This is a genomic window from Paenibacillus agricola (assembly GCF_011440305.1).
GTDB classification, from domain to species: domain Bacteria; phylum Bacillota; class Bacilli; order Paenibacillales; family NBRC-103111; genus Paenibacillus_S; species Paenibacillus_S agricola.
The window spans coordinates 1-20,840 of the sequence record NZ_JAAOIW010000036.1 but is presented as its reverse complement, the minus strand read 5'-3'; the positions used below and the strand labels follow the sequence as shown (position 1 = coordinate 20,840).

18 protein-coding genes and 3 pseudogenes are annotated in these 20,840 nt (G+C 41.0%); 12 read left to right on the top strand and 9 right to left on the bottom strand.

All coding sequences use genetic code 11. From position 1 onward, the window contains the following. Positions 1-346 precede the first annotated feature (346 nt). On the bottom strand, positions 347-877 hold the full coding sequence (locus G9U52_RS37795) for a GNAT family N-acetyltransferase (protein ID WP_166158313.1): 531 nt from the start codon (positions 875-877) through the stop codon (positions 347-349). 107 nt (positions 878-984) lie between these two features. Further along, positions 985-1,548, bottom strand: coding sequence for a GNAT family N-acetyltransferase (locus tag G9U52_RS37790; RefSeq protein WP_243767795.1), 564 nt, complete (start codon positions 1,546-1,548; stop codon positions 985-987). Positions 1,549-1,692: 144 nt separating this feature from the next. Between G9U52_RS37790 and G9U52_RS37785 the strand changes: the two genes are divergently transcribed. After that, on the top strand, positions 1,693-3,135 hold the full coding sequence (locus tag G9U52_RS37785; protein WP_166158310.1) for a hypothetical protein: 1,443 nt from the start codon (positions 1,693-1,695) through the stop codon (positions 3,133-3,135). Positions 3,136-3,797: 662 nt separating this feature from the next. On the opposite strand, the pseudogene G9U52_RS37780 reads toward G9U52_RS37785, so the two are convergent. Further along, positions 3,798-4,506: pseudogene (locus tag G9U52_RS37780) on the bottom strand (IS110 family transposase). A 380-nt stretch (positions 4,507-4,886) separates the two neighbouring features. Here G9U52_RS37780 and G9U52_RS37775 point away from each other — a divergent pair. Then, positions 4,887-5,330 carry a GlcG/HbpS family heme-binding protein gene (locus G9U52_RS37775; protein ID WP_279538841.1) on the top strand — a complete coding sequence of 148 codons (444 nt, stop codon included), beginning with the start codon at positions 4,887-4,889 and terminating at the stop codon, positions 5,328-5,330. A gap of 265 nt (positions 5,331-5,595) precedes the next feature. Then, positions 5,596-7,105 (top strand): annotated as a pseudogene (locus tag G9U52_RS39605) (IS110 family RNA-guided transposase). Between the two features lie 77 nt (positions 7,106-7,182). Here G9U52_RS39605 and G9U52_RS37760 read toward each other — a convergent pair. The 5 genes from G9U52_RS37760 to G9U52_RS37740 all read right to left on the bottom strand — a co-directional run bounded on the left by G9U52_RS37760 (position 7,183) and on the right by G9U52_RS37740 (position 11,478). After that, positions 7,183-7,515, bottom strand: coding sequence for a thioredoxin family protein (locus G9U52_RS37760; RefSeq protein WP_166158307.1), 333 nt, complete (start codon positions 7,513-7,515; stop codon positions 7,183-7,185). A gap of 163 nt (positions 7,516-7,678) precedes the next feature. After that, on the bottom strand, positions 7,679-7,825 hold the full coding sequence (locus tag G9U52_RS37755) for an integrase core domain-containing protein (RefSeq protein ID WP_311764991.1): 147 nt from the start codon (positions 7,823-7,825) through the stop codon (positions 7,679-7,681). A gap of 522 nt (positions 7,826-8,347) precedes the next feature. Continuing rightward, entirely contained in the window at positions 8,348-9,280 is a 933-nt protein-coding gene (locus tag G9U52_RS37750; protein ID WP_166158301.1) for a hypothetical protein, read from the bottom strand. A gap of 674 nt (positions 9,281-9,954) precedes the next feature. After that, positions 9,955-10,593 (bottom strand): HD domain-containing protein, encoded by a 639-nt coding sequence (locus tag G9U52_RS37745; protein WP_166158298.1) that lies wholly within the window; start codon positions 10,591-10,593, stop codon positions 9,955-9,957. Between the two features lie 237 nt (positions 10,594-10,830). Next, complete coding sequence (locus G9U52_RS37740) at positions 10,831-11,478, bottom strand: FMN-dependent NADH-azoreductase (protein ID WP_166158295.1); 648 nt, start codon at positions 11,476-11,478, stop codon at positions 10,831-10,833. Positions 11,479-11,662: 184 nt separating this feature from the next. On the opposite strand from G9U52_RS37740, the gene G9U52_RS37735 reads away from it, so the two are divergent. The 7 genes and pseudogenes from G9U52_RS37735 to G9U52_RS37705 all read left to right on the top strand — a co-directional run. Beyond that, positions 11,663-12,175, top strand: a complete 513-nt coding sequence (locus tag G9U52_RS37735) for an Rrf2 family transcriptional regulator (RefSeq protein ID WP_166158292.1) — start codon at positions 11,663-11,665, stop codon at positions 12,173-12,175. A gap of 485 nt (positions 12,176-12,660) precedes the next feature. After that, positions 12,661-13,473, top strand: a complete 813-nt coding sequence (locus G9U52_RS37730) for an MOSC domain-containing protein (protein ID WP_166158289.1) — start codon at positions 12,661-12,663, stop codon at positions 13,471-13,473. Positions 13,474-13,764: 291 nt separating this feature from the next. Then, positions 13,765-14,607: a tyrosine-type recombinase/integrase gene (locus tag G9U52_RS37725; RefSeq protein ID WP_166158286.1), complete on the top strand. Its 843-nt coding sequence runs from the start codon at positions 13,765-13,767 to the stop codon at positions 14,605-14,607. A gap of 159 nt (positions 14,608-14,766) precedes the next feature. Next, a complete protein-coding gene (locus tag G9U52_RS37720; protein WP_166158283.1) occupies positions 14,767-15,300 on the top strand; it encodes a hypothetical protein in 534 nt (177 codons plus the stop codon). 234 nt (positions 15,301-15,534) lie between these two features. Continuing rightward, a complete protein-coding gene (locus G9U52_RS37715) occupies positions 15,535-15,843 on the top strand; it encodes a DUF1572 family protein (protein ID WP_207953459.1) in 309 nt (102 codons plus the stop codon). A 448-nt stretch (positions 15,844-16,291) separates the two neighbouring features. Continuing rightward, positions 16,292-16,768, top strand: coding sequence for a UPF0158 family protein (locus G9U52_RS37710; protein ID WP_166158277.1), 477 nt, complete (start codon positions 16,292-16,294; stop codon positions 16,766-16,768). A 122-nt stretch (positions 16,769-16,890) separates the two neighbouring features. After that, positions 16,891-17,202: pseudogene (locus G9U52_RS37705) on the top strand (IS6 family transposase); the annotation flags it as partial. A gap of 347 nt (positions 17,203-17,549) precedes the next feature. On the opposite strand, the gene G9U52_RS37700 reads toward G9U52_RS37705, so the two are convergent. After that, the gene (locus G9U52_RS37700; RefSeq protein WP_311764990.1) at positions 17,550-18,359 is read right to left on the bottom strand and encodes a cyanophycinase; all 810 of its coding nucleotides are present in this window, start codon (positions 18,357-18,359) and stop codon (positions 17,550-17,552) included. A gap of 345 nt (positions 18,360-18,704) precedes the next feature. Between G9U52_RS37700 and G9U52_RS37695 the strand changes: the two genes are divergently transcribed. Both G9U52_RS37695 and G9U52_RS37690 read left to right on the top strand, forming a co-directional pair. After that, complete coding sequence (locus G9U52_RS37695) at positions 18,705-19,748, top strand: phage exclusion protein Lit family protein (protein ID WP_166158271.1); 1,044 nt, start codon at positions 18,705-18,707, stop codon at positions 19,746-19,748. A gap of 401 nt (positions 19,749-20,149) precedes the next feature. Continuing rightward, the gene (locus tag G9U52_RS37690) at positions 20,150-20,344 is read left to right on the top strand and encodes a hypothetical protein (protein WP_166158269.1); all 195 of its coding nucleotides are present in this window, start codon (positions 20,150-20,152) and stop codon (positions 20,342-20,344) included. Positions 20,345-20,840 lie beyond the last annotated feature (496 nt).

Genomic DNA, 20,840 nt, shown 5'->3' with positions numbered 1-20,840 from the left:
CGGATTTGACTTCCTCCGGAGTTATAACGGATTGAAGGATGGATAAAATCGTGGTAGACTTTTTCATGGAGTCGCCACCTTTCGATTGTTTGTAGGGGTACAAACATTTTACCGAGTTGGCGGCTCTATTTCTACCATTTAGTGGTTAATCAACAGGTCTGGCTTAGCTTATGATTTTTTCGTTTTTTTGTCAGAGGACAAGAATTAATATCGATAAAGGACAAGAAGTTGGTTCCATCCGTCCTCTTATAACTTAAATAAGAAAAATTAAAGCTGCCGGCTTAGGTGCAGGCAGCTTTTCTGTATTACATTCCAGATTAAATTCTATATATTATTGTGATGTGTTCTAGTCTTGCACAACAAAACAAGTTGGACCTTCAAGAGCTTTTCCAAACAACAGCCATTCACCCCCAATATGATGCCTACCGCATTGTTTGTAGCCAGCCTTTTTTAAATTATTGATACTATAAATATTTCTTTCGTGTACAGAGGTGAAGATTTCGTTATAGCCGGAGTTTTTTGCAACAGTTTCCCGTAATTCTATTAAATATTTCTGGAGACCATAGCCTCTATATTCATCTTTAACTACACAATTCAGCAATGTCCCCACATGTCCCCATTCTTTTCTATCCGTAATTAAATTATATTTTTGGAAAAACTCTTCTAGATCTTCTGCCATACGCATTGATAAAATGGCGTATGCGATTAATTCATTATTATCAAAGAGCCCCAATACCAGTTGACCTTGTTCAATATATTTTTGAAGAGTTTCAGGTGTGTCCGATTGTGCATATTTCAAAGGAGCACACTCGCTAAGCATTTTTGTAATCAATGATAAATGATTTTCGTTCAACACATGGTAATCTATTTTTCCCACTAAATCTCCCACCTTATAAAAGAGTATAAGAGTATTCTAACATGTTGAACTCTCATTTATTTAGTTCAAGCTCATGGGGTTGAAGGGTCTTCCATTCTCGCCCGGCGCTAAATAGTGAGAAAAATACATTCAAAGCGTTCAACTCCTGGATACTTTTCCCCAAAGCTCATTATCGAAAAACCAAGCTTTTTATAGAAACCAACAGCATCTTTATCCGTTTCAGCTTTCATTCTTATGATCTTTTTGGTTTTTATGTACTCATTTATCATTTCACTGCATATACCCTTACCGCGATAATTGGATTTAATTGCAATATGTTTTAGTTCCAATTCGTCAATTGACTCGTATATAACTCCAATTAATCCCACTAGCTCGTCATTATTGAAACTTCCTAGAAGTACCCGTGAATCATTTTCTAAGTATTTTTTAAATTCATTATTTATTCTTTCATCATCAGCCCACATATCAGCCATTAGATGCTTCACTTCGCTAAAGTCTTTATAATCCTTTAAATTAATCAAAGAATCTCCATCCCATTTCTTCAAGATCGCCATAATGTTTTTTAGGGAAGATAATAAAATGTCCTCATTAAATGGAACACAGGTAATCAGTTCAGTTTCAAAAATAATATTTAGGGCTTGCTGAACGGATAGTGTTTTTGAAAATTCCATTTAATATAGCCCCTATTTTGCTGAAAAAGCCTAAAATTGGGGTGAAAGTTGGTTTTCAGAGGATTTTTTCCGCACTTTTGCAACTTTAGTGTAGCCATCGCGTCAATTGTAGGGCATACACTTCAAAGGAAAAGAGATGATCGCTTGCATTTATCAGTTAGAAAATACGTTATCGGCTTGACCACCCTTCTGCTGCTTATGCTTATAACGCTGCCTGTCCAAGTCGCTGCCAGCACGGCGATTCGGGCATCGATTCCGAAATTCCCTCTCTCGCTTAACGGCACTTCACTGGATCAATCTTACAGCCAGTATCCATTCCTGTTTTATAATGACATCACCTACATGCCGATGACGTGGAACAATCTTCAAGCGCTGAATATTGAGTACGAGTGGAGTGACGAAAGGGGCCTCACCATTTGGCCAAACCGCAACTACCCTCCTCCTATTCATACGTCTCCCGTCGACCAGGATCTCAGCAAGGAGCGCAACAAATCTTCTTATACGTCACATTTGGCTGACTTCCCGATTCAAATCAGCGGTACGGAGATTGATAACTCAATGGAACCCTATCCGTTTCTTACCTTTAGAGACATCACATACGTACCCCTTACCTGGCGGGTTGCGCACGAGATGCTGCAACTCGATCTTGGTTGGAACGAGCAGGATGGTCTTGGAATAATCGGCGGTCAAAATGTTATCCAAGAAATTATTGGCGACGATGATGAGGCTTTGTATTTCTACTCCTTGCTTGGCGCAGACCCTGCCAAGGCGATGGTAAAAATCGATAAATCCACCCATAAAGCCGAGTTGCAAAATCGCAAAGAACTGGACGCTTTCACAAGCAGTTTAACTCCTTCCGCACATCCGATGGGCGGCAAGCCCGTGCAGTTAACACGCAGGGACCGGGATCTTTACTATGGCGATCTCAAAGTCTATACGCTGACTGACTCGGATGTATGGGAATCCAACGATTGGGGCCCGCCAGTTCATACGTATACACAGTTTGAGGCGGCCAATCAGGCCGTAATCCTCTCCATCAACCTGAGAATCCCGATCGCTGTGATCGGTCCGAATTACGGAACGACGTATACGTTTTTGATCCGTGACAGCAAAGTGACGCAACTCACTGATTTTAATCAAAAACTGGACCGGGTCATTCCAAATCCGGACGGCTCGACATGGATTGCTTCCGCCATGCTGCCTAGCCGAAATGGCATGATAGGCGGCAGCGCCCGCCTAGCCTTGCTAGATCGGGATGGAGCCATTCACTACGTAAACAAGCAGTTGGGCGAGTTGGACGTACTCGCGCTAGGGTTGATAAATCCGTCCCTGGCCAATCCTTCTGCTGAAGACGGCAGTTTGTACGTAGTCTTAAACGGTAGGAACCTCGATGACTATGCACCAAACGAGCTAAGCGGATTCTATGTGATCAACACGAAATTGGAAACCATACGAGTGTCCCGGCTTGCGGAAGGGACGTATTACATGGATAAAGCCCGTAAAGTTTTCATACAGCGGGCTAATAATACGATTATTGATCAAGCGACGGATGAGGTTTGGCATTGGTACGATGCGGATTTGTCATGATTGAAAGGAGCTAATGAGGAGTAGGGTGTTGAATGTGCTAAAACCACACAGTTTTACGAATTACAAAACCATCAGACTCCGAAAAATTAGTATTGGTATGATCCCAAAAATCAAAATAGCTGCTGTAAAGGACAAGAAATAAAGTCCTAGAAAGAACGACCACCTTATACATGTTTAATCATATTATACATGCAATTGAGCATCCTACCCGTTACTTTAACGATCAAGAGCAGGTCGCCTCGGTGCCTGCTCCAATTTCACTATCGTACCAGTCCCTCGGTTTTAAGAATTTTTCTAACGTATGCTCACTCATTCGCAGGATCCAAATGATGTCCGGCGACACAAACATGAGTGCTTTAAGATCCCCTACAATCGGGGTTTTTTTATTTCAAAGCACCTATGTTTGTGTCGCGAGGTCACGACACAAACATAGGTGCATATTCGTTTTGCGACACAAACATATGCGCATAATCGCGGGTGATATTAAAGGTTGGTTTTGTAATGGATTATTCACAAGGCCATTAAGCTATACCAGCTAATAGGCTGTCAATATTTAATTATTAATGAACTAAACGAAGGATCGTATACTGGAAAAAGGGTACGACAAATAACCGCCCCACAATATTTGGGAAGGTTTTCCTCAATGTCTAAGGGTTGCTAATTCAGTCTAAGCGGAAAGCTTCTTTCTTGGTTAAGATGGCATAGATCCAGTGGATCAGTTTATTTGCACAAGCAATCACAGCTACTTTAAACAGTTTGCCTTCAGCACGCTTTTTATCGTAATAAAGCCTTAATTTTTTATTGCGTGAGCTTCGCAGACCACAACGAACAGCTTGGTATAAGGCTGTTCGGAGCTTCCTAGAACCGCGTTTAGTAATTGGATTTCGAGTAGCAGTAAACTTTCCGGAAGAAAAAACGCTAGGATCAATACCCGTGTAACTTTGCTTGAACGTACATACCGGTTAGAGACTCGTGTTGCCTTGTCAGGTAACGCAAATTCATCAGATATTGACCTCGTTTTTTGTAAGGCTCCAGCCCCAACTGGTATGCATCAGCGGCATCCGTTTTTACCTTGCGTAAATTAGCCTTTTTCGCTTGGTGTGAAAGTAACGGATTAATGACGATATGCACAAACTGATGCTCATCCAAGAATTGAACAACTGGGCTATGATAATGACCCGTTGCCTCCAATACGACTGCCGCACGTTTTCCAGTAAAAGATTCTAAATCTTGAGCATAACGAAGAAAAGACGCAAGTCCATCAAGATCATGATTAAAACGAAAAATCTTTCCATAGGGCGTTCCTCTGTCTGCAAAAGCTTGCGCGTGACTTTCCCCTTTGGACACATCCAAACCAATGACAGGGTTCATATCATCACTCCCATTATATTTTTTCACCGGCAACCCCTAACCTTCTTGTCGTCCACATTATCGCATGTGATTCGGGATCATGGTCCCAACCAGCCTAATCATAGTTTAACAAGTAGGGGGGATGAACTGTATAGCTCTCGGGATCCAACTCCCACGGGCAGAAACGTTCGATCCCCGGCTACCGCTATCTTACGACCACACAAAAATAAGGTCTACCAGAAAGATCTGGTGACCTCATAATACGAACGGGCAGGATTGCGTGGTTTTGATTATTAAGTTATCATGCTACTTCGATTCGAAAAACAATATCGAGGGATTCGTTCCCAATTTGGCGATGACTCATACAATATGTAAGTATCGAAACCCAAGGAGTGAATGAGTTGCTTACATTGGAAATTGCCAAACAATTGCTCGCGGTAGCAGAACAGAAAGCCCATCAAATGGGAATCGCCTTCAATATCGCAATCGTCGACGCCGGGGCGAACTTGGTCGCCTTCCACCGGATGGACCATGCCCGGATCGCCGGGATCGAGATATCCAAGGGGAAGGCCTGGACTAGTGTAGCCATGCAAATGCCCACGGCTAACTTAGCCCAGTCGGCGCTTCCCGGCAGTCAACACTATGGGGTCAACACGACGAACCAAGGGATGGTCACCATCTTGGGAGGCGGCATCCCACTCGTCCGCGAAGGCATGATCGTCGGCGGTATTGGCGTCGCCGGAGGCAACATCGCGCAAGACATGGAAGTGGCCAATGCCGCCGTCCAAGCGTTCGCCGCTGCGCATGCGAATCCTCCTACGGGTACCGCTCGGACCTTTTGGTAAACGCGTAGTAGGAATGGAATAGCAGTGCAAAATAGAAGTTCGTCTACCCGGCGGCCTCATTTTTGCTAGTCTGCGGCGGGGAGCAGGCATTAGAATTAACTAAAAACGGAAAATAATAGTGACAAGCCATTCCGCTAAAGGCTACGTTAGCATTCCTGTAGAGCGTTAAATTTCCGCTTTGCAAAAAAACGAGCGCCTCGGTACGATGGGAGTACGCAACGGGTCATAGCCCTTTAAATCCCATCATCCAGGAGGACGCTCTATTATGAAGTTTAAATCGCAGGACAAACAAAATCAACTCATTGAAAAAATTACCTCTCAGCACCTGGTCGTCGGGATCGACATTGCCCAACAAACGCATGTCGCGCGTGCTGTTAACTTTCGCGGAATCGTGATCGGTAACCCCTTGTCATTCTCCAATGACGAGGAGGGCTTTCACATCCTCCTTCGGTGGATTCAGTCGCTTGCAATCTGCTCATGCTTTCACGGCGGCCATTGTTGGCATGGAGCCTACCGGACACTACTGGCTCAACCTCTCTAGGTGGCTCTCAAATCGCCAGTTTGAAGTCGTTCTCGTCAATCCACATCTTGTGAAAAAGAATAAGGAGAACCGCGACAATACGCCATCCAAGAGCGACAAAAAAGATGCCCTGGTCATCGCAGATATGGTCAAAAACGGCTACTACTCATTCACTCGCAACACACCAGAAGTATTTGAAGAACTGCGTGTCTTTCTCTCAAACCGCGACTCTGTCGTAACGAGGCTCGTTAGTGCTAAGAACCAAATCCATCGTTGGGTCGACATTGTTTTTCCGGAGCTTCGACAAGTCTTCAAGAACATCATGTGTACGGGTTCATTGGCTACACTTCGTCTTTTCCCTACCCCTGAAGAATTGTGTAAATTACAGCCTCAAGACGTCGTACAAGGTTGGAAATCGCTTATGAAACGGCAATCTGGTGAGCGAAAAGCTCGAGCTCTTATCTCTCTTGCTAACAGTTCTGTTGGTTCTAAGCAAGCAACGTATGCCTACAAGCTTCACTTAAAGCAACTTCTCGATGAGTACGACCTTGCTTGCCTGCAGCTTCAAGCCGTAGAAACGGAGATTATTGCTGTTCTAGAGAGAGTTCCTTTTGCTAAATCCATGCTTGCTGTCAAAGGGATTAATGCCATTTCACTAGCTGGTATTCTCGGTGAGGCGGGGGATTTAAGTGGCTTTGTGCACGGTAATGCTTTGCTGCGACATGCTGGCCTTAACCTCGCAGAAGCAAGTTCAGGTAAATGGACCGGACAGATGAAGATTAGCAAACGTGGGCGCTCTCGCCTCCGACGTTTTATCTTCATGATGACGATGAGTTTAGTAGCGAACAATCCGGAGTTTAAAGCTATGCATGCATGGGTAGAAACGGCCAAAGGCAAGGTACTTCCCAAATCCAAGCTAGGTGAAGCGCTGAAGTATGCACGTAACCATAAGCAAGAGTTGACGAATTACTTAAAAGATGGGAACTGTGTGATCTCGAACAATCTAGCTGAGAACAGCATACGGCCCTTTACAGTAGGACGTAAAAACTGGTTATTCAGCGGTAGTCCACGGGGTGCAACCGCGAGTGCAGCCATCTACAGCATCGTAGAGACAGCAAAGGCAAATGGATTGAGCCCATACAAATATCTGGTCTATTTGTTTCAACATTTACCAGCGGTTGCATTTCGTCAGCAGCCGGAGCTACTTGATGCGTGCTTTCCATGGAGTCCGCAAGTTCAACAACATTGTACATAACGTAGAGCCTTTGGGTCTTCATGAACCAAGGGCTTTTCTTTTTCAATACACCTGATTGTTAGACGCTTACGAAAGATTTAGCAAGTATCTCCTATAGATGTATATATCTTTATTTTTTGAATTAAGGAGTCTTGACTTTGAAGTCCAACTAATTTCTCTACACTGTATCCGTCTTTGAATAGGATTAAAGTCGGGATATTCGTTACACCGTATTCAGCTTCCAACTCCTTTTCATTATCGACATTCACTCTTGCGATTACAGCCTGATATTTAAATTTCTCCGCCAATTCATCTATGATCGGCATTTGCAGCTTACAAGATTCACACGACGGTGCCCAGAACTCGACCAATGTCACTCCCTGATCAATATAATCTTGAAAATTGCTTTTTATTAGAGAGATGGCTTCCATGTAAAAAACCTCCTTTTTATGTCTCTTCTTAAGGATACTTAAAATTCGATACCGGTTCAACACCCTTATGATGGACACTGCACCTCTTAATCAAATGGTCACATAGAATTGCTTGAAATTGCACCTGTTTTTTTCGTTTTTTGCATTCTACACCTTAATAGATTTAGGTTCTACCCGATATACTTCCATGAATCCGTTGCTGGTTGTAGTCCTGAATAAATTGCGTGACGATCTCGTAGGTCTGTGGATAGGTCTCAAACTCATGGCGCCCATAACATTCAGCCTCCAAAATAGAATGGAAGGATTCGATATCTTATTTGGCGTCATAGGTGGGATTCGTTCATGAATCATTCCAAACGTATCGCATGCCTCTTCAAACAGGTGGCTCATAAATTTTGGACCATTATCAGTACGTATCTTTTTAGCCCCCTAGAAGACTTGGACAGCACACCCCTTAATTCAATGCAATAATAGTAGACGGAGGGGAATGTTATGAAGCGTGTGCAGTACGACCTTAATTTCAAAATGGATATCATTCGAAAAGGGGCAAGCGATTGGAGGTTCTGAGAAAGCACCATAAGCTGAAAATGAAGCATCCAAGAAGGCTGGCTAACAACCGAGTAATTATAGGTTCTAACCAACGCTTCGTGTACGTTTTTCGCGTTTTGTTGGCGGTACCCCTATACCAATAAGGCGGTGATTTCAATGGCGAAAGACCTATGCTACGATACGAATTGCAGTATCGGCCAATAGGGGGTAAAAACGGGGTTTCCACAAGGAAGCGCGCCCCGTTTGTTCTTAACCCAATTTCATTTAGGGTAAAGTGGAATGACTACATGTTATTAAGCATTTGAATTGCCTTTGTCCTTCGCTTCATTTCAAATTTTTTATACGCCAACACCGAAGCAAACAGGAATACAGATGCAACCAATGAAACTAACGGTAACATCGTAACAATATCTTTTGGGAAAACAAACGGTAGCAGTGTAAAGCCGTACACTGCAGGGATACGGATGCCCACCATGCGTAACAGAATAAACATCAAAATCATATCTAACAGCGTTACCACTATCCACAAATCAATAGATAAGTACAACAGCGTTCCGACAGTCGCAGATATTGTCAACACAAGCCCTTGCTTAAAAGCCATCTTGCCGTTATACATCGGCTTCTGAAGTGACTCATACACAACAACGAGAATAGGCGGTATAACTGCGAGTTGTTGGTATCCAACAAGCCAGCATAAACCCATCCACACGAAATTCAGCACTAAGAAAACGAGCATATACTTGTAATGTATCTTAACTTTCTTCTCAAGTCCTTTATTTAATCCAAATACGAGAACCCCGAGCATTAATATGAAGGTAACAATGAAAACCGATATAACAAATGACCATTCGTTTGCATTCACAATCAACGGAAGTAAACCCGTTGCAATGGACGGTGCTAAGTTCGATTGAATGATACGCATAAAGAGCATCAAGAGTACGATGGTCAGGCTGACTTTTCCTAGATAAGGAATATTTAATTGATTCACCAAGAAACCGATGGCAGCAGTGATAGACGGTGCAAGAAAAATCTTCGAAGGTTGCCTGATCCATCCTGCTTCTCGGTACACCCACATAGCAACCGCCATCGCAGCAGCTTCTGGCAGAATAAGTTGGTGATCTTTCAACATCACCGCAGCCGTAATCATCGAGATAATAAATATAAAAGCAATGATATATGAATTAATCGTTACTTTCTTTGAAACAGCTGAATCCATATCTTACACTCCTTTTGTTCTAAGCATGACTTCTACCTGCTGATAAATGACCCTCGCTTTAAAAACACTACGGTTTTCGCAACACATTCTAATCGCATTGCTTCGAATATTGATGAAATTTTCTCTTTCCTCATATACTATTTTTTAATTCCATTAAGCTGTCCTTATCTGTAACATCAAACGAATGATTAAAGCGATAGCATAAGAAATGAACTAGCTCTACTTATATGGTTAAGACTCTATAAATACAAAAAAATGGGTCGAGACGTTGTCCTCAACCCATTTGTCAACAACTCCACAAGGTGGGGACTATTTTACACTTACTCATCCATTATGAATTCATTACCATTTTCTAGAGGGTAAAAATTTACCATTAAGTGTAAGGACTACGCGGTCTCCTCTTGGATCTAGACCTCAGAGGTGAATCAGAGGTGAACAACTGCTGCTCTTATTAAAATAATAGTCTGTCAGTGCATGCATAAAGGATAAATGAATATTTATCAAATCGCTTGACTAAGACGGCAAAGCACAACCCAGAGATCTCAAAAGTAGTTTGTAATATTATTCCATGAAAAGACCAGCGAACCTTTGGGTTTACTGGTTTTTTCATTCAGAAAGATTCATTCGCGGTCTTTCAACTCTGCCGAATAAAGGCAACCAATCATTCAAGTCAATTACTCATCCCATATGGAATGAAGGACATGATGGCAAAAGTTGGGGCGCTTATATCCCGGCAGAAGCATTTCGCATATGTCGGCGTTAATTGTTCCGGATGTTGTTTCCGGTTTGTGTTTGAAGCCTTCCAAGAATGCATGTAAGATGTTGTGTTTGAACTGGTTGCGAGGAAAAGCCTGGACGACTTTTTGCCGCGCTTCTGCTGAGATGAGATCGAAGTTCTTCCCGACGACATCATAACCGACGCCAAAATTCATAAGCGCCACTTCGGTTTCCTTATATTCTACGATTCCGATGGTTGTATGCAGGGCAACAGCATCCCATACAAGCCGAATGGAATCTTCCGGGACGCCGCGACTTTTAAGAAAATCGCGGGCAGCATTAGCTCCATCGACCTCAAAGCGTTTGTCCTTGCTTCGGAATGCGGGAGTAAGGCCGAGATCGTGGAAAAGCGAACTGATATAAAGCAATTCAGAATCGTATTTCATTTGATTCAGGTTACCTTTCATCGCCGCAAACAGAAATACCCGGTTCGAGTGGTTCCACAGAAGGTCGTCGGCATGCTCACGCACTAATTCAGCAGCTTCAACGGCTAGTTTACTATCCGGAATCTTTATATCATCGATAAAATTCGTCATCTACAACTTCCCCCTTATTCATTCGACTAACCTAAATATAGGATTTGATCGTTGCGAAAACAATGCGCTTTCTGTTTCAAGGATCGCTCAACTTGAATGAAAGCTTGGCATGCCGCTCAAACACGGAATGCTCCCTTCCACTTTGCGTCTCGCCTCGAGCAATCTGCTCGCTTTCTTTCCATATTTCTCATTGCTGGGACCGACTATAGCGATGGTCACAAATGGCATTAGATACGGCTAGACAGTTACTTTCTTTGCCAGACGCGCTGCCACTTCTTGGGCCTCATTTTTTGCTTTATCCAGTACGTCTGCTTTGTCAAGCTTGCTTGTACCTTGAGCTCGGATAATTTGGTAATCCTCGACGCCGAGGAAGTTAAACATAGATTTGAGGTACTTGTGTGAGAATTCGTTATCTGTGTACCAGTCGTTATTCGTGTAGATGGCGCCACTTCCTTGAATCACGAGTAGACTGCGTCCGTCAGTTAGTAAACCTACTCCGCCATTTTCCGTATATTTGAAGGTTTCGCGGGCGATCATAATGTTATCCATGTAATCCTTAAGCCGGGAGGGGATATTGAAGTTGTGAACCGGCATGATGATCACGTATTTTTTCGAACTCTTGAATTGCTGCAAAATTTCGTTCATTTTGCTGGTAACGCGTTTCTCTTCGTCCGTCAACTCTCCACCAGATGCAAATTTCCCCCAAGCGCTCAGAACGGTGCTGTTCACTTCCGGAATTTCTTCGCCATACAGATCAATTTGCTCGATCGATTCGTTCGGATTCATCTTGCGGTAGTTCTCAATAAAATGTTTGCCTACTTCAAGACTAACTGAATCAGGGGAATCAACAATGGCATGCGCATTGATAACAAGTAATTTTTCCATTTTTCCACTCCTAAATTTGTTTTAATTGGCGACATAGTTAATCGCCGATATAATTAGACTCCAATATACAACAATGTATGTACCAAGTCAAAACCATTTTTATGGTACGACCTACAGTTGACAATTGGCGCGGTTATCATTAGATTTATAAGTATTTACCCATAATAAAATGGGAGGAGTTATTATGCAGTATAGTGTCGGAGTCGAATATGCACTGCATTGTCTAGTTTACTTAATTCCAAACGAATCAAAGATTGGTATCAAGGAACTTGCATTTTTTCAAGGCATTCCGGAGACCTACTTATCCAAAATATTTACAAAGCTTGCTAAAGAGGGTATCATCTCGTCGGTTCCTGGCGTCAAAGGTGGATTTAAACTTGCACGGGATCCGGACGAAATTTCCTTCTGGGATGTGGTCGAGGCAGTGGAGGGCAAGAAGCCGATTTTCCAGTGCCAGAACATTAAGGATAAGGGCTATCTATATCGCAATCGCGACTGTTCAGACTGTACGGTTTCCACGAGTTCCTGCTCAATTAATTTAGTTATGCTCCAAGCCGAAGAGATTATGCAAAATTATTTACGCAGTAAGAAATTGTCCTGGCTGGAGGAGGAGTTGGATCGTGTTTTGCCCGCGCAGACACGTAAGGATACACGGGCCTTCTTTGCAAAGGACGATTCCATAATCGAAAGCGAATAAAAGACAGGATGTTTAGATCGCGGCGACCTCTGAGTATGCATTTATAGAATGCGAAACAAAACATATTTAGGTATACATTTTGTATGCGTCGGATGTTGTTTGACATGTTGTTGAAGAAATAACAACTCGATTTGCGTTCGTAGATGAAGAGTGTTATTTAGCTTGTGTAAGTTACAAATGGCAATTAAGGTAAAGGGAACGATGAAGAGATGAAAATTTACGCATGGCAATTCCGTCGCGCTTGAAGCTGCTCTGGCATAATTGCAGAAAAGAAAGTAAATCAGATTGGTGATCATAACTTTTTCGTCCGCAGTGATGTTGGGAAAGCACGGACACTTCTGGCCAATATGGGCTTCGATGCGGCTATGTGAGTTAACGAATACGATAGCATTCAATATTCAACTAAGACAATTCTCAAGCGAAACACATTGAATAAATTGTGATTGGTAAGGAACAAATGGAAATTTTAAAAAGGAGATGTTTCTATGAGTCAGCCAAATGTAGTCTCGTTATGGAGATATCCCGTCAAATCGATGATGGGTGAAGAGTTAAATGCAACCGATATCACGGAAAAAGGACTTGTTGGAGATAGAAAGTTTGCGTTGATTGATACCTCAACAGGTAAACTTGCTAATGCAAAGAATCCAATAAAATGGCCGAATATGTTTGATTATCGTGCTGCTTATGTTGAACCACCTCAAGATCCATCGAAACTTCCTGCGGTTAGAATCACGTTTCCTGATGGTAGTTGGGGCGTGACAACGGACGGAAACTTAGAACAAAGGCTAACGGATAAACTTGATCGACCTGTCAGAGTAGCGACTATTTCATCAGAAGCCGGCGATGTTCAGTTTGAGGGATATATACCTGATATTGAAGGGCTAAATAATAGGAAAACGACTTTTACACGTAGTTCTCCGGAAGGAACTTTTTATGACATCGACATCGTTCACTTATTAACAACGGCAAGTATAAACAAAATGAGAGAGCTTATTCCGGAAAGCCGTATTGAGGTTAGACGTTACAGGACAAATATTGTAATAGATGTACCAAATGAAGAAGGCTTTGTTGAAAACAGTTGGGTTGGCAAACATATTCGAATCGGCGATGGAGTAGTGCTTCAAGTTACACAGCCTTGTATCCGATGCATCATGACAACCTTGGCCCAAGGAGATCTGCCTAATGATCCATCGATCCTACGGGCAGCAGTTAAGCATAATAAAGGTTCCATGGGAGTATATGCAAAAGTTATTCAAACGGGGCGAATTCATCGCGGAGATAAAATTGTAATCGAATAGAATAACATTTCTTAGAATGAAAATCTATGAACCTTAGATGGACAAAGATTCGTTTCTTGTTCAAGTAACGGGTTACGTTACTTTAATAGGGATTCTCCGTCGTAGCGGCAGTCAGAGGATCCCTTATTCTTGAAAATTTGTTCAGTTATGCGAAATGACATAGTTATTTATGGAATTGACGATTGACCTAGCGGCTATGTTAATAGGCATAGTGACCAAATGGTAATATTAGTTTAAATCTTCCCAATTCTAGTAAAGCTAGAGGTGACTAAAAATTGGGAGGGTTTTGTTATGAAATTGAAAGATTTATGGAAGTTTTATGAGGCCAACAAACGAATTTTAGGATTCAGCCCACACACTATAAAGGCTTACTCTCTGCAATTTAAGATGCTGATCGTTGAACTTGGTGATATCGAAATCGAAGAAGTAACATTAAATTTGCTGAAAACGTATTTGGCCAAGCAATCAGAGAAATTAAAGCCAAGCAGCTTAGGGCATCGAATTCGATTCGTTCGTTCCCTTTTTCGTTTTGCATTTGAAGAAGGACATATCACAAAGAATCCCTCTCTCAAACTGAGGGAACCAAAAGTTGAAAAACGAATCCCTAAATTTCTGATTGAGGAGGATGTTATCCATCTTAAGATTTCCTGTCTTTCTCATCGTGAGCATGCTCTTTTCGAATTTCTTTATTGCACGGGATGTCGCGTTGGGGAGGTGCATAAATTAAACTTGGAGGATATCAACTGGGAAAATGGTTCAGCTATTGTAAATGGTAAGGGTTCTAAACAACGGGAAATCTATTTTACGACCGAATGCAAAGTATGGTTAAAAAGATACGTAAAGAGTCGTAAGGATTCCTGTAAGGCATTGTTTGTTACAGAAACTCATCCTATCCGTCGATTGACAATCCCAACGATCCGTTGGTCATTAAAAAAGTTAGCAAACAGAGGGGAAGTTACCGCAAATGTATATCCTCATAGGTTTCGCCATACATTTGCCTGCCAACTATTGGATAATGGTGCACCGTTAGAGTTTATCCAGGGGATGCTTGGCCACGAAAAAGCATCAACCACCCAGATATATGCCCAGTTGCGTGGGGAGCGTAGGAGAGAATTGTATCGTCGATATTTTTAGACAATGAAGCTTTTTCTCGGAATACGTGCAGAAATGTTAAATATAGTTATAAATTATCAAGCAATTTAGGTTAGTACGTTGTAAATTAAAAGACAGTCAATCAGAAGCCAATATAATTTTTAAAATGGTATTTCGTTAATTATTGAAAGGGGGATTGAATTGGATAAATTAATAATCCGTTCTGAACAGATCAATGATTTCCATTCTATATCAATTGTAAATGCTATTACATTCACGTACAGCTTAGGAATGGGTGAAGTCCCTCTAATTAGTGTTCTTAGGAATCGTAAAGAATTCGATGACATATATAATCACTCAAGCGATTATGTAATAAAAGGTGTTCATATATGTGTCTTTCCGCTCAAAAATCACAGCGTAGTAATGATGTTTTGTAGAATTGGTGAAAATAGATACTCAAAGTTCTTTAAACAATTCAAAAAATTATCGTCCGAAGAAAAATTGAAGGTTATTAACTATATTATTTTCAGCTATTCTGAAGATTATTATTTTTATAAAGGAATCGACAAAGTGATTTTGGGCAATGAGAACCTGAAAGATGTAGCAAAAACGACATCCATTTCTGTCGCCGATAGTCCGTTTGCTGATTCATTAACAGCAGCAAAGGAAACTTATGATTTAAATAAAAGAGATACCATTCCTAATTTTTTAAGTGAATCATATAAGGTTGTATAATATTAAAGCTTACATAATATGCGATCCTAATCATTCCAGTTGGTTTCGCTTTATTTTGTTTATAGGAGACGTTAGTAAATAAATGCTTCTCATCATGAGAGCAATTTTTGCATTATTAAGCTAACAGCTACGATAGTGGAGGAGCTAACTTGACAGTAGCTTCTCTTTTGTTTACTGAAGTAACGGGCAGATTAATTTAGTTGCAAATAAAGGAAAAAGCTAAGCTAAAGAGAAATGGTATTTGGAATGGAGGCGATTAATATTCAAACTATTCAAGGAGATGTGAGTTTATTGGACAGCACATCGTTGTTGATTGACTTTCTCTTGAAGAAATATAAATCAGAAAAGAAACAGACACTGCAAGTAATTGAACAATTATCAGACGAAGATATTGTATGGGCACCAACACCTGAGAGCAACAGCATTGCCAATTTAGCGGCACACATTTGGGGAACTGTCCATCAACGAGTTGAAACCGCATTCTTTAATGTTCCCGATACTAGAGACAGAGATAAGGAATTTGATCGTGGTCTCCAACTATAGAAAGAGCAAGCTTTGGAGCTTATTACCAAGTCTTTTGACCGTATCATTGAGGTTCTGGATATGGTGAAATCCAAACCTGAAATGTTACTTGAACAACCTTTTTTGAATTTGCCACCTCTGACGAATAGCGGAGTTGACAACCAAGCTACTGTCCTTGAAATAATTCTTCATCAATTTAGACATTTGCCCGGTCACACGGGACAAATCACATACATCGCCAAAATGAGGATGGGGTATTTACAATGGTAATTTGCTTATAAATGATCTACTGGGTAACTCTGTGGAACATTTGTTTTTATGTACTTTCCTAAAATCATTAAGCTAACGGAGACGATAGTTTGATGACGAAATTTGGATTATCCATCTTAAATGATTGAGGCTACTTAAAGGTAGCTTCATTTGTTTTTTTGGATATGAAGTTTATATATATCGAAAGGGGCAAAATCAATTGAAGAATAACAAACCAGTAAAATTGGAGGATCTAATTAGTGAGATTGAGCTTCAAATTGATGATACTTTTACTTTTATAAACACCAATACAGGCGAAGTTATTACATTAATGAGAGAAGAAATGAGAGCTGCAGAAGATGAAGAACCACTTGAGAAATTTCCTGACTGGCAAAGAGAGAATATTGAGAAAGCTATCAGCATAATTGAGGATGAAGACGAGGTTTACGTGGACTATACATTAAGAAACAACTTCAATGAATATGAAATCATGGAGGAGTTTATTGTAAGTCATAAGGATCAAAAAAATAGAGAAGAACTGTATGACACCATTCAAGGAAGAGGAGCTTTTCGTAGATTTAAAGATAGAATAATAGAACTTGGCGTTGATACGCAATGGTACACGTACAAAGAAAGTAAGATAAGGCAATTATTAATTGAATGGTGTAAGGAACACAATATAGAAATCCAGGATTAAGTACGGACTTTGTAGGCTACTGCGGTATATGTCGGCAGCTTCATTACGTTAACTGGGCAGATTTGAGGGTTGTGGTGCAAAGATCTAATTCATGATAACGTAATTGATAATGAAGTCATGGGATGGAGCAACTTACTTTGGAAACCAAATTGGATTTATTTAAATGGAAGCAATATGAATCAGCAATCATTTTACTAACCGTGAGATGGTATTTGAAATATAGTTTAAGCTATCGAGACCTAGTAGAAATGATGAGCGAGCGGGGTTTAAAGATATCTCATACAACGATCATGAGATGGGTTCATGAGTTTGGGCCGGAAATAGACAAACGAGTCCGCAGCTATTTGAAACCCTCAAACGATTCGTGGCGAACGGACGAAACCTACATTAAAGTCAAAGGTCAATGGAAGTATTTATATCGGGCAGTTGATTCTATGGAAGTGTTAGTTCAATGGAAGTATTTATATCGGGCAGTTGATTCTATGAAAGTTGTCGGGTGACAAGAACATTGTCCGAATGAGGTCCGCGTAAACCGCGGGCTTTTTTAGTTATCGGATCAAGTTCTTGTCATTTAGTGATGACAAGAACTTGATCCGATTCCCGATTCGTGACAAGAACATTGTCCGATTGCCGACAAACAGTAGACTGAGTAATAATATGATAACGGGACACGATAGCTCAAAAACGTGAGGAAACCCGCAGCCGGACTAGGAACTGCCGTTTTCTTAACTATCAGCAGAATTAGTCAATACGAGGAAGTAATAGCTGTTTATTCGAATAACTACTCAGCCTGTTCACTCCATATACCGGCAGTTACTCTCTCAACAGGCTTGATTTGCACGTGAAATGCTTCTCGTGACTTTAGATTATATCGATCACCTGGGGACAGAAAGTAGAATTTGCCTCTCGGCGAAACGATCTTACTATAATCATAAATTGCTACGTAACCGCTACCAATGACCTCGAATTCATCCCGTGTCACGATAATTGCCGTATCTTCATCGATGCCTATACCTAGCAGGTGAGGATGCGCTTCGATGATTTCGATCAAATCAAACTGTCGGTTACGTTTAAGCAGATGTTGATCAATGACCATATTTTTAAGAAAACCAAAGCCCTCAAGATGGTCGCCCATCATGATTTCATTTGTTTTAGTGTCACCTCTGGCCAAGAAGGAGGCTTGAATGCTGGCGCCGGCCGACCCCCCACCGATAACACCGCCACGATCAAGCAGAGCAAAAAGCTCGGAGTGTACACGGGTTTGCAAGTAAGCATCAGATAGTCGCCATTGACGTCCACCATCCAAATATACAGCCTTAGCTTCCTTTAACGGCTGAATAAAGTTTTCCGTATCTGCCTCCTGCCTATCCCTTGTATGAAGAATAGATATGTTGTTCAATCCGTTGTCCCGAAAATATTTCATCCGTCGGGAGTTAGGATTAAAGTTATTTCCTTCCCAAGCAGTAGGAATGATAATAACGGGCGCATCGGGATCACCAACTAACTCAACAAATTTGCTGAAATTCATCTTGTCAGAGCCACCACTGATGAATAAGGACCCTCTGGCTGGACCTATTTCTAGATATTGCACCAAACAAATTTCCCCTTTCAAAATGGGAATGCTATTTATTTCCACCATCCTAATCTACAGGTGAACGGGGCAGAATACTAGTCTGTTTTTTTACCCATTATTTGGTATAATAACGATAACAAGCTATGAAAATGAGTTCTTGTGGTTGAACTTGGCGATTCCCAAAAGAAATAAAGTTAATCGATAAAACAAAACTCAATAGCATGGGTTTAGACATTTGTCATTAACGCCATCATTCGTCGTATTGTAAAAGGAGATGATGCATTGAGAGTTAAAAAAGTACATTTGAACAAAGAAGGGATTCACCGTTGTCGCAGATCAAAAAATTAATAATGGGGTAATAATATGGAAAATAAAGAATCAGCAAAAGAGAGATTTTTAGGTAGTTTTTTAGGAGCAGTTAATGATTGGGATAAGCATCTAGCAGAAGCAATAGACAGTGATGATGATCCTAATCGTAAAAAGGTTGCGCAGGAAATACTAGATGAACAAGAAAATCATGGAAATATAATAAATTCAGGGCTTGGGCGAGAAACCTGGTACAGTAATGACTATTTTATTAATTGTATGATTCTGGACTTTATTTCATATGCAAAAGGTGACCTGGACCTGGTTAATGAGCTAAAACTAATTTATGTTGGAAAGCTTGGCAATCCGGGAGTCGATGCAGAAGCTATAAACATGGATATGGAATCTGAAGGCTATTTAATTAAAATACTTTGGGAAATGGATTTAAATATTCAACTTATTTCAAGTTTTGTTTCATATCATGCTTATGGTATGCAAATTGAAGATGAGAATGAAATCGATAAGTTAACTCCAGGATTGGTTGAATCATTTTTGCATTTGATTGACAAGGAAGCGCTACTGAAAAAAGCTAATGAAGATGCTCATGTCGGTCAGACGGATGAAGAAGATCCTAGTTCTCTTAGAAATCATATTGCATCAGAATTGTATGAAGCAAGTATGAAATTTCTATTAGGTCATGAAATTGGTCATCATTTCTTAAAACACACTAAGTCGAATGGGAGAAACATTGTATCTAAATTCATACCGACGGATGTTACCATTAATCAATTACATTTAGATGAATTTGCCGCAGATAATTTTGGATTTGATCTAACTATTTTTCGAGGAAAAAAAGAAAGTAATAAAAACTTTTTATTAGCTCCATTAATAGTAATATTAATGCTGGCTTTGTTGGATAAAACCCCTGAAGAACCTAGTCAAACTCACCCTTCAATGAGGAATAGGTATCTAAATCTATTAAGTAAGGTGTCTGAAATCAATGAACAAGTAGCATCTGAACTTCAACAATTTATTAATTTTGTAGCTTCTTGGATTAATGATTTCTTACACGGTTACTGGAAAACTGAATGGTGGAAATAGAAAAAGAAAGAGGACCGCTCCAACTAAGTACTTGCATTATTAGATGAGCCGTATGAAATGCGGCTCATTCTTGTTTTTAACGAATTTTTAGGGAAGACAGACCAGACCATTGAGGGCTAATCGGACAATGTTCTTGTCATCCGACATATTAGGAGCCTGCTGCTGATGTCAGAAGTCAACATCATTGTTACATTGAAAGTCGCTTAAATTGCAACTTTTTTTAGTTATGTAATAAGGTTCTTGTCATCGGTCGATGTCAAGAACCTTATTACATTTCCTATAAATGACAAGAACTTTATTACATTCCCGACGGAAACTTATGTTGTCGGTACTCGCTCAGCAAACGGGCAGGTTCGACAAGTTCTGCTATAAGCGTAACAGCGCGAAAAGCAGGAGATTTCATGCAAATCTTAACTTTACAATCGAGGATGGAAATGACGGAACCATCCCGTCAATACTCCTGCGTGCGTCATGGCAGACAGGCGGCCATGAGGTATGAAGTACAGGTAGATACGGCAGAACGAAGGCTGAAGCCATTCCTATGGAAAAGGTATGCCAACGGATATGCCGCGCGGCTGAAAAACTGGATAGGGTGAGAATCGTTCCGAGAAAGGAACTGACAAACAACCGAATGTAAGGGTCTAAAGTTTGAACATATGGAAACATTTGTGCCATCCAACGATGGTGTGAGTGGCGTAGAGTAAAAATCTGCCCTCTGAAATACGCTATGCTGAACCATGGCGGCATCCAGCTCACAGGCTCATAGGGAGCACCTAAGTTCAGAACGGATAGCTAGATTGTAAGGGACTTGGAAAACAAGGAACGCTGCAACGAGGGCTGTCGCCCGAAGCGGTTGCTATAAGGCAGAGGCCGAAGTGCATTTATCCTTGTGAGGGTAGGGGCACGACTGATGAAGCTCCTGTAATGGGAGCGGAAGAACAGCCCCAAGTCTAACTGAGGTTTTTAAAAAAAAACTACGCCTGACCAATTAACGTACAAAACTTGTTTTCTATATCTTTCAGATATTTCGTAGGATTTCTTCTAAACCGTCGGCGTTTTGTAGTCTCCTGCAAACGTTTAGACCACTGTAGT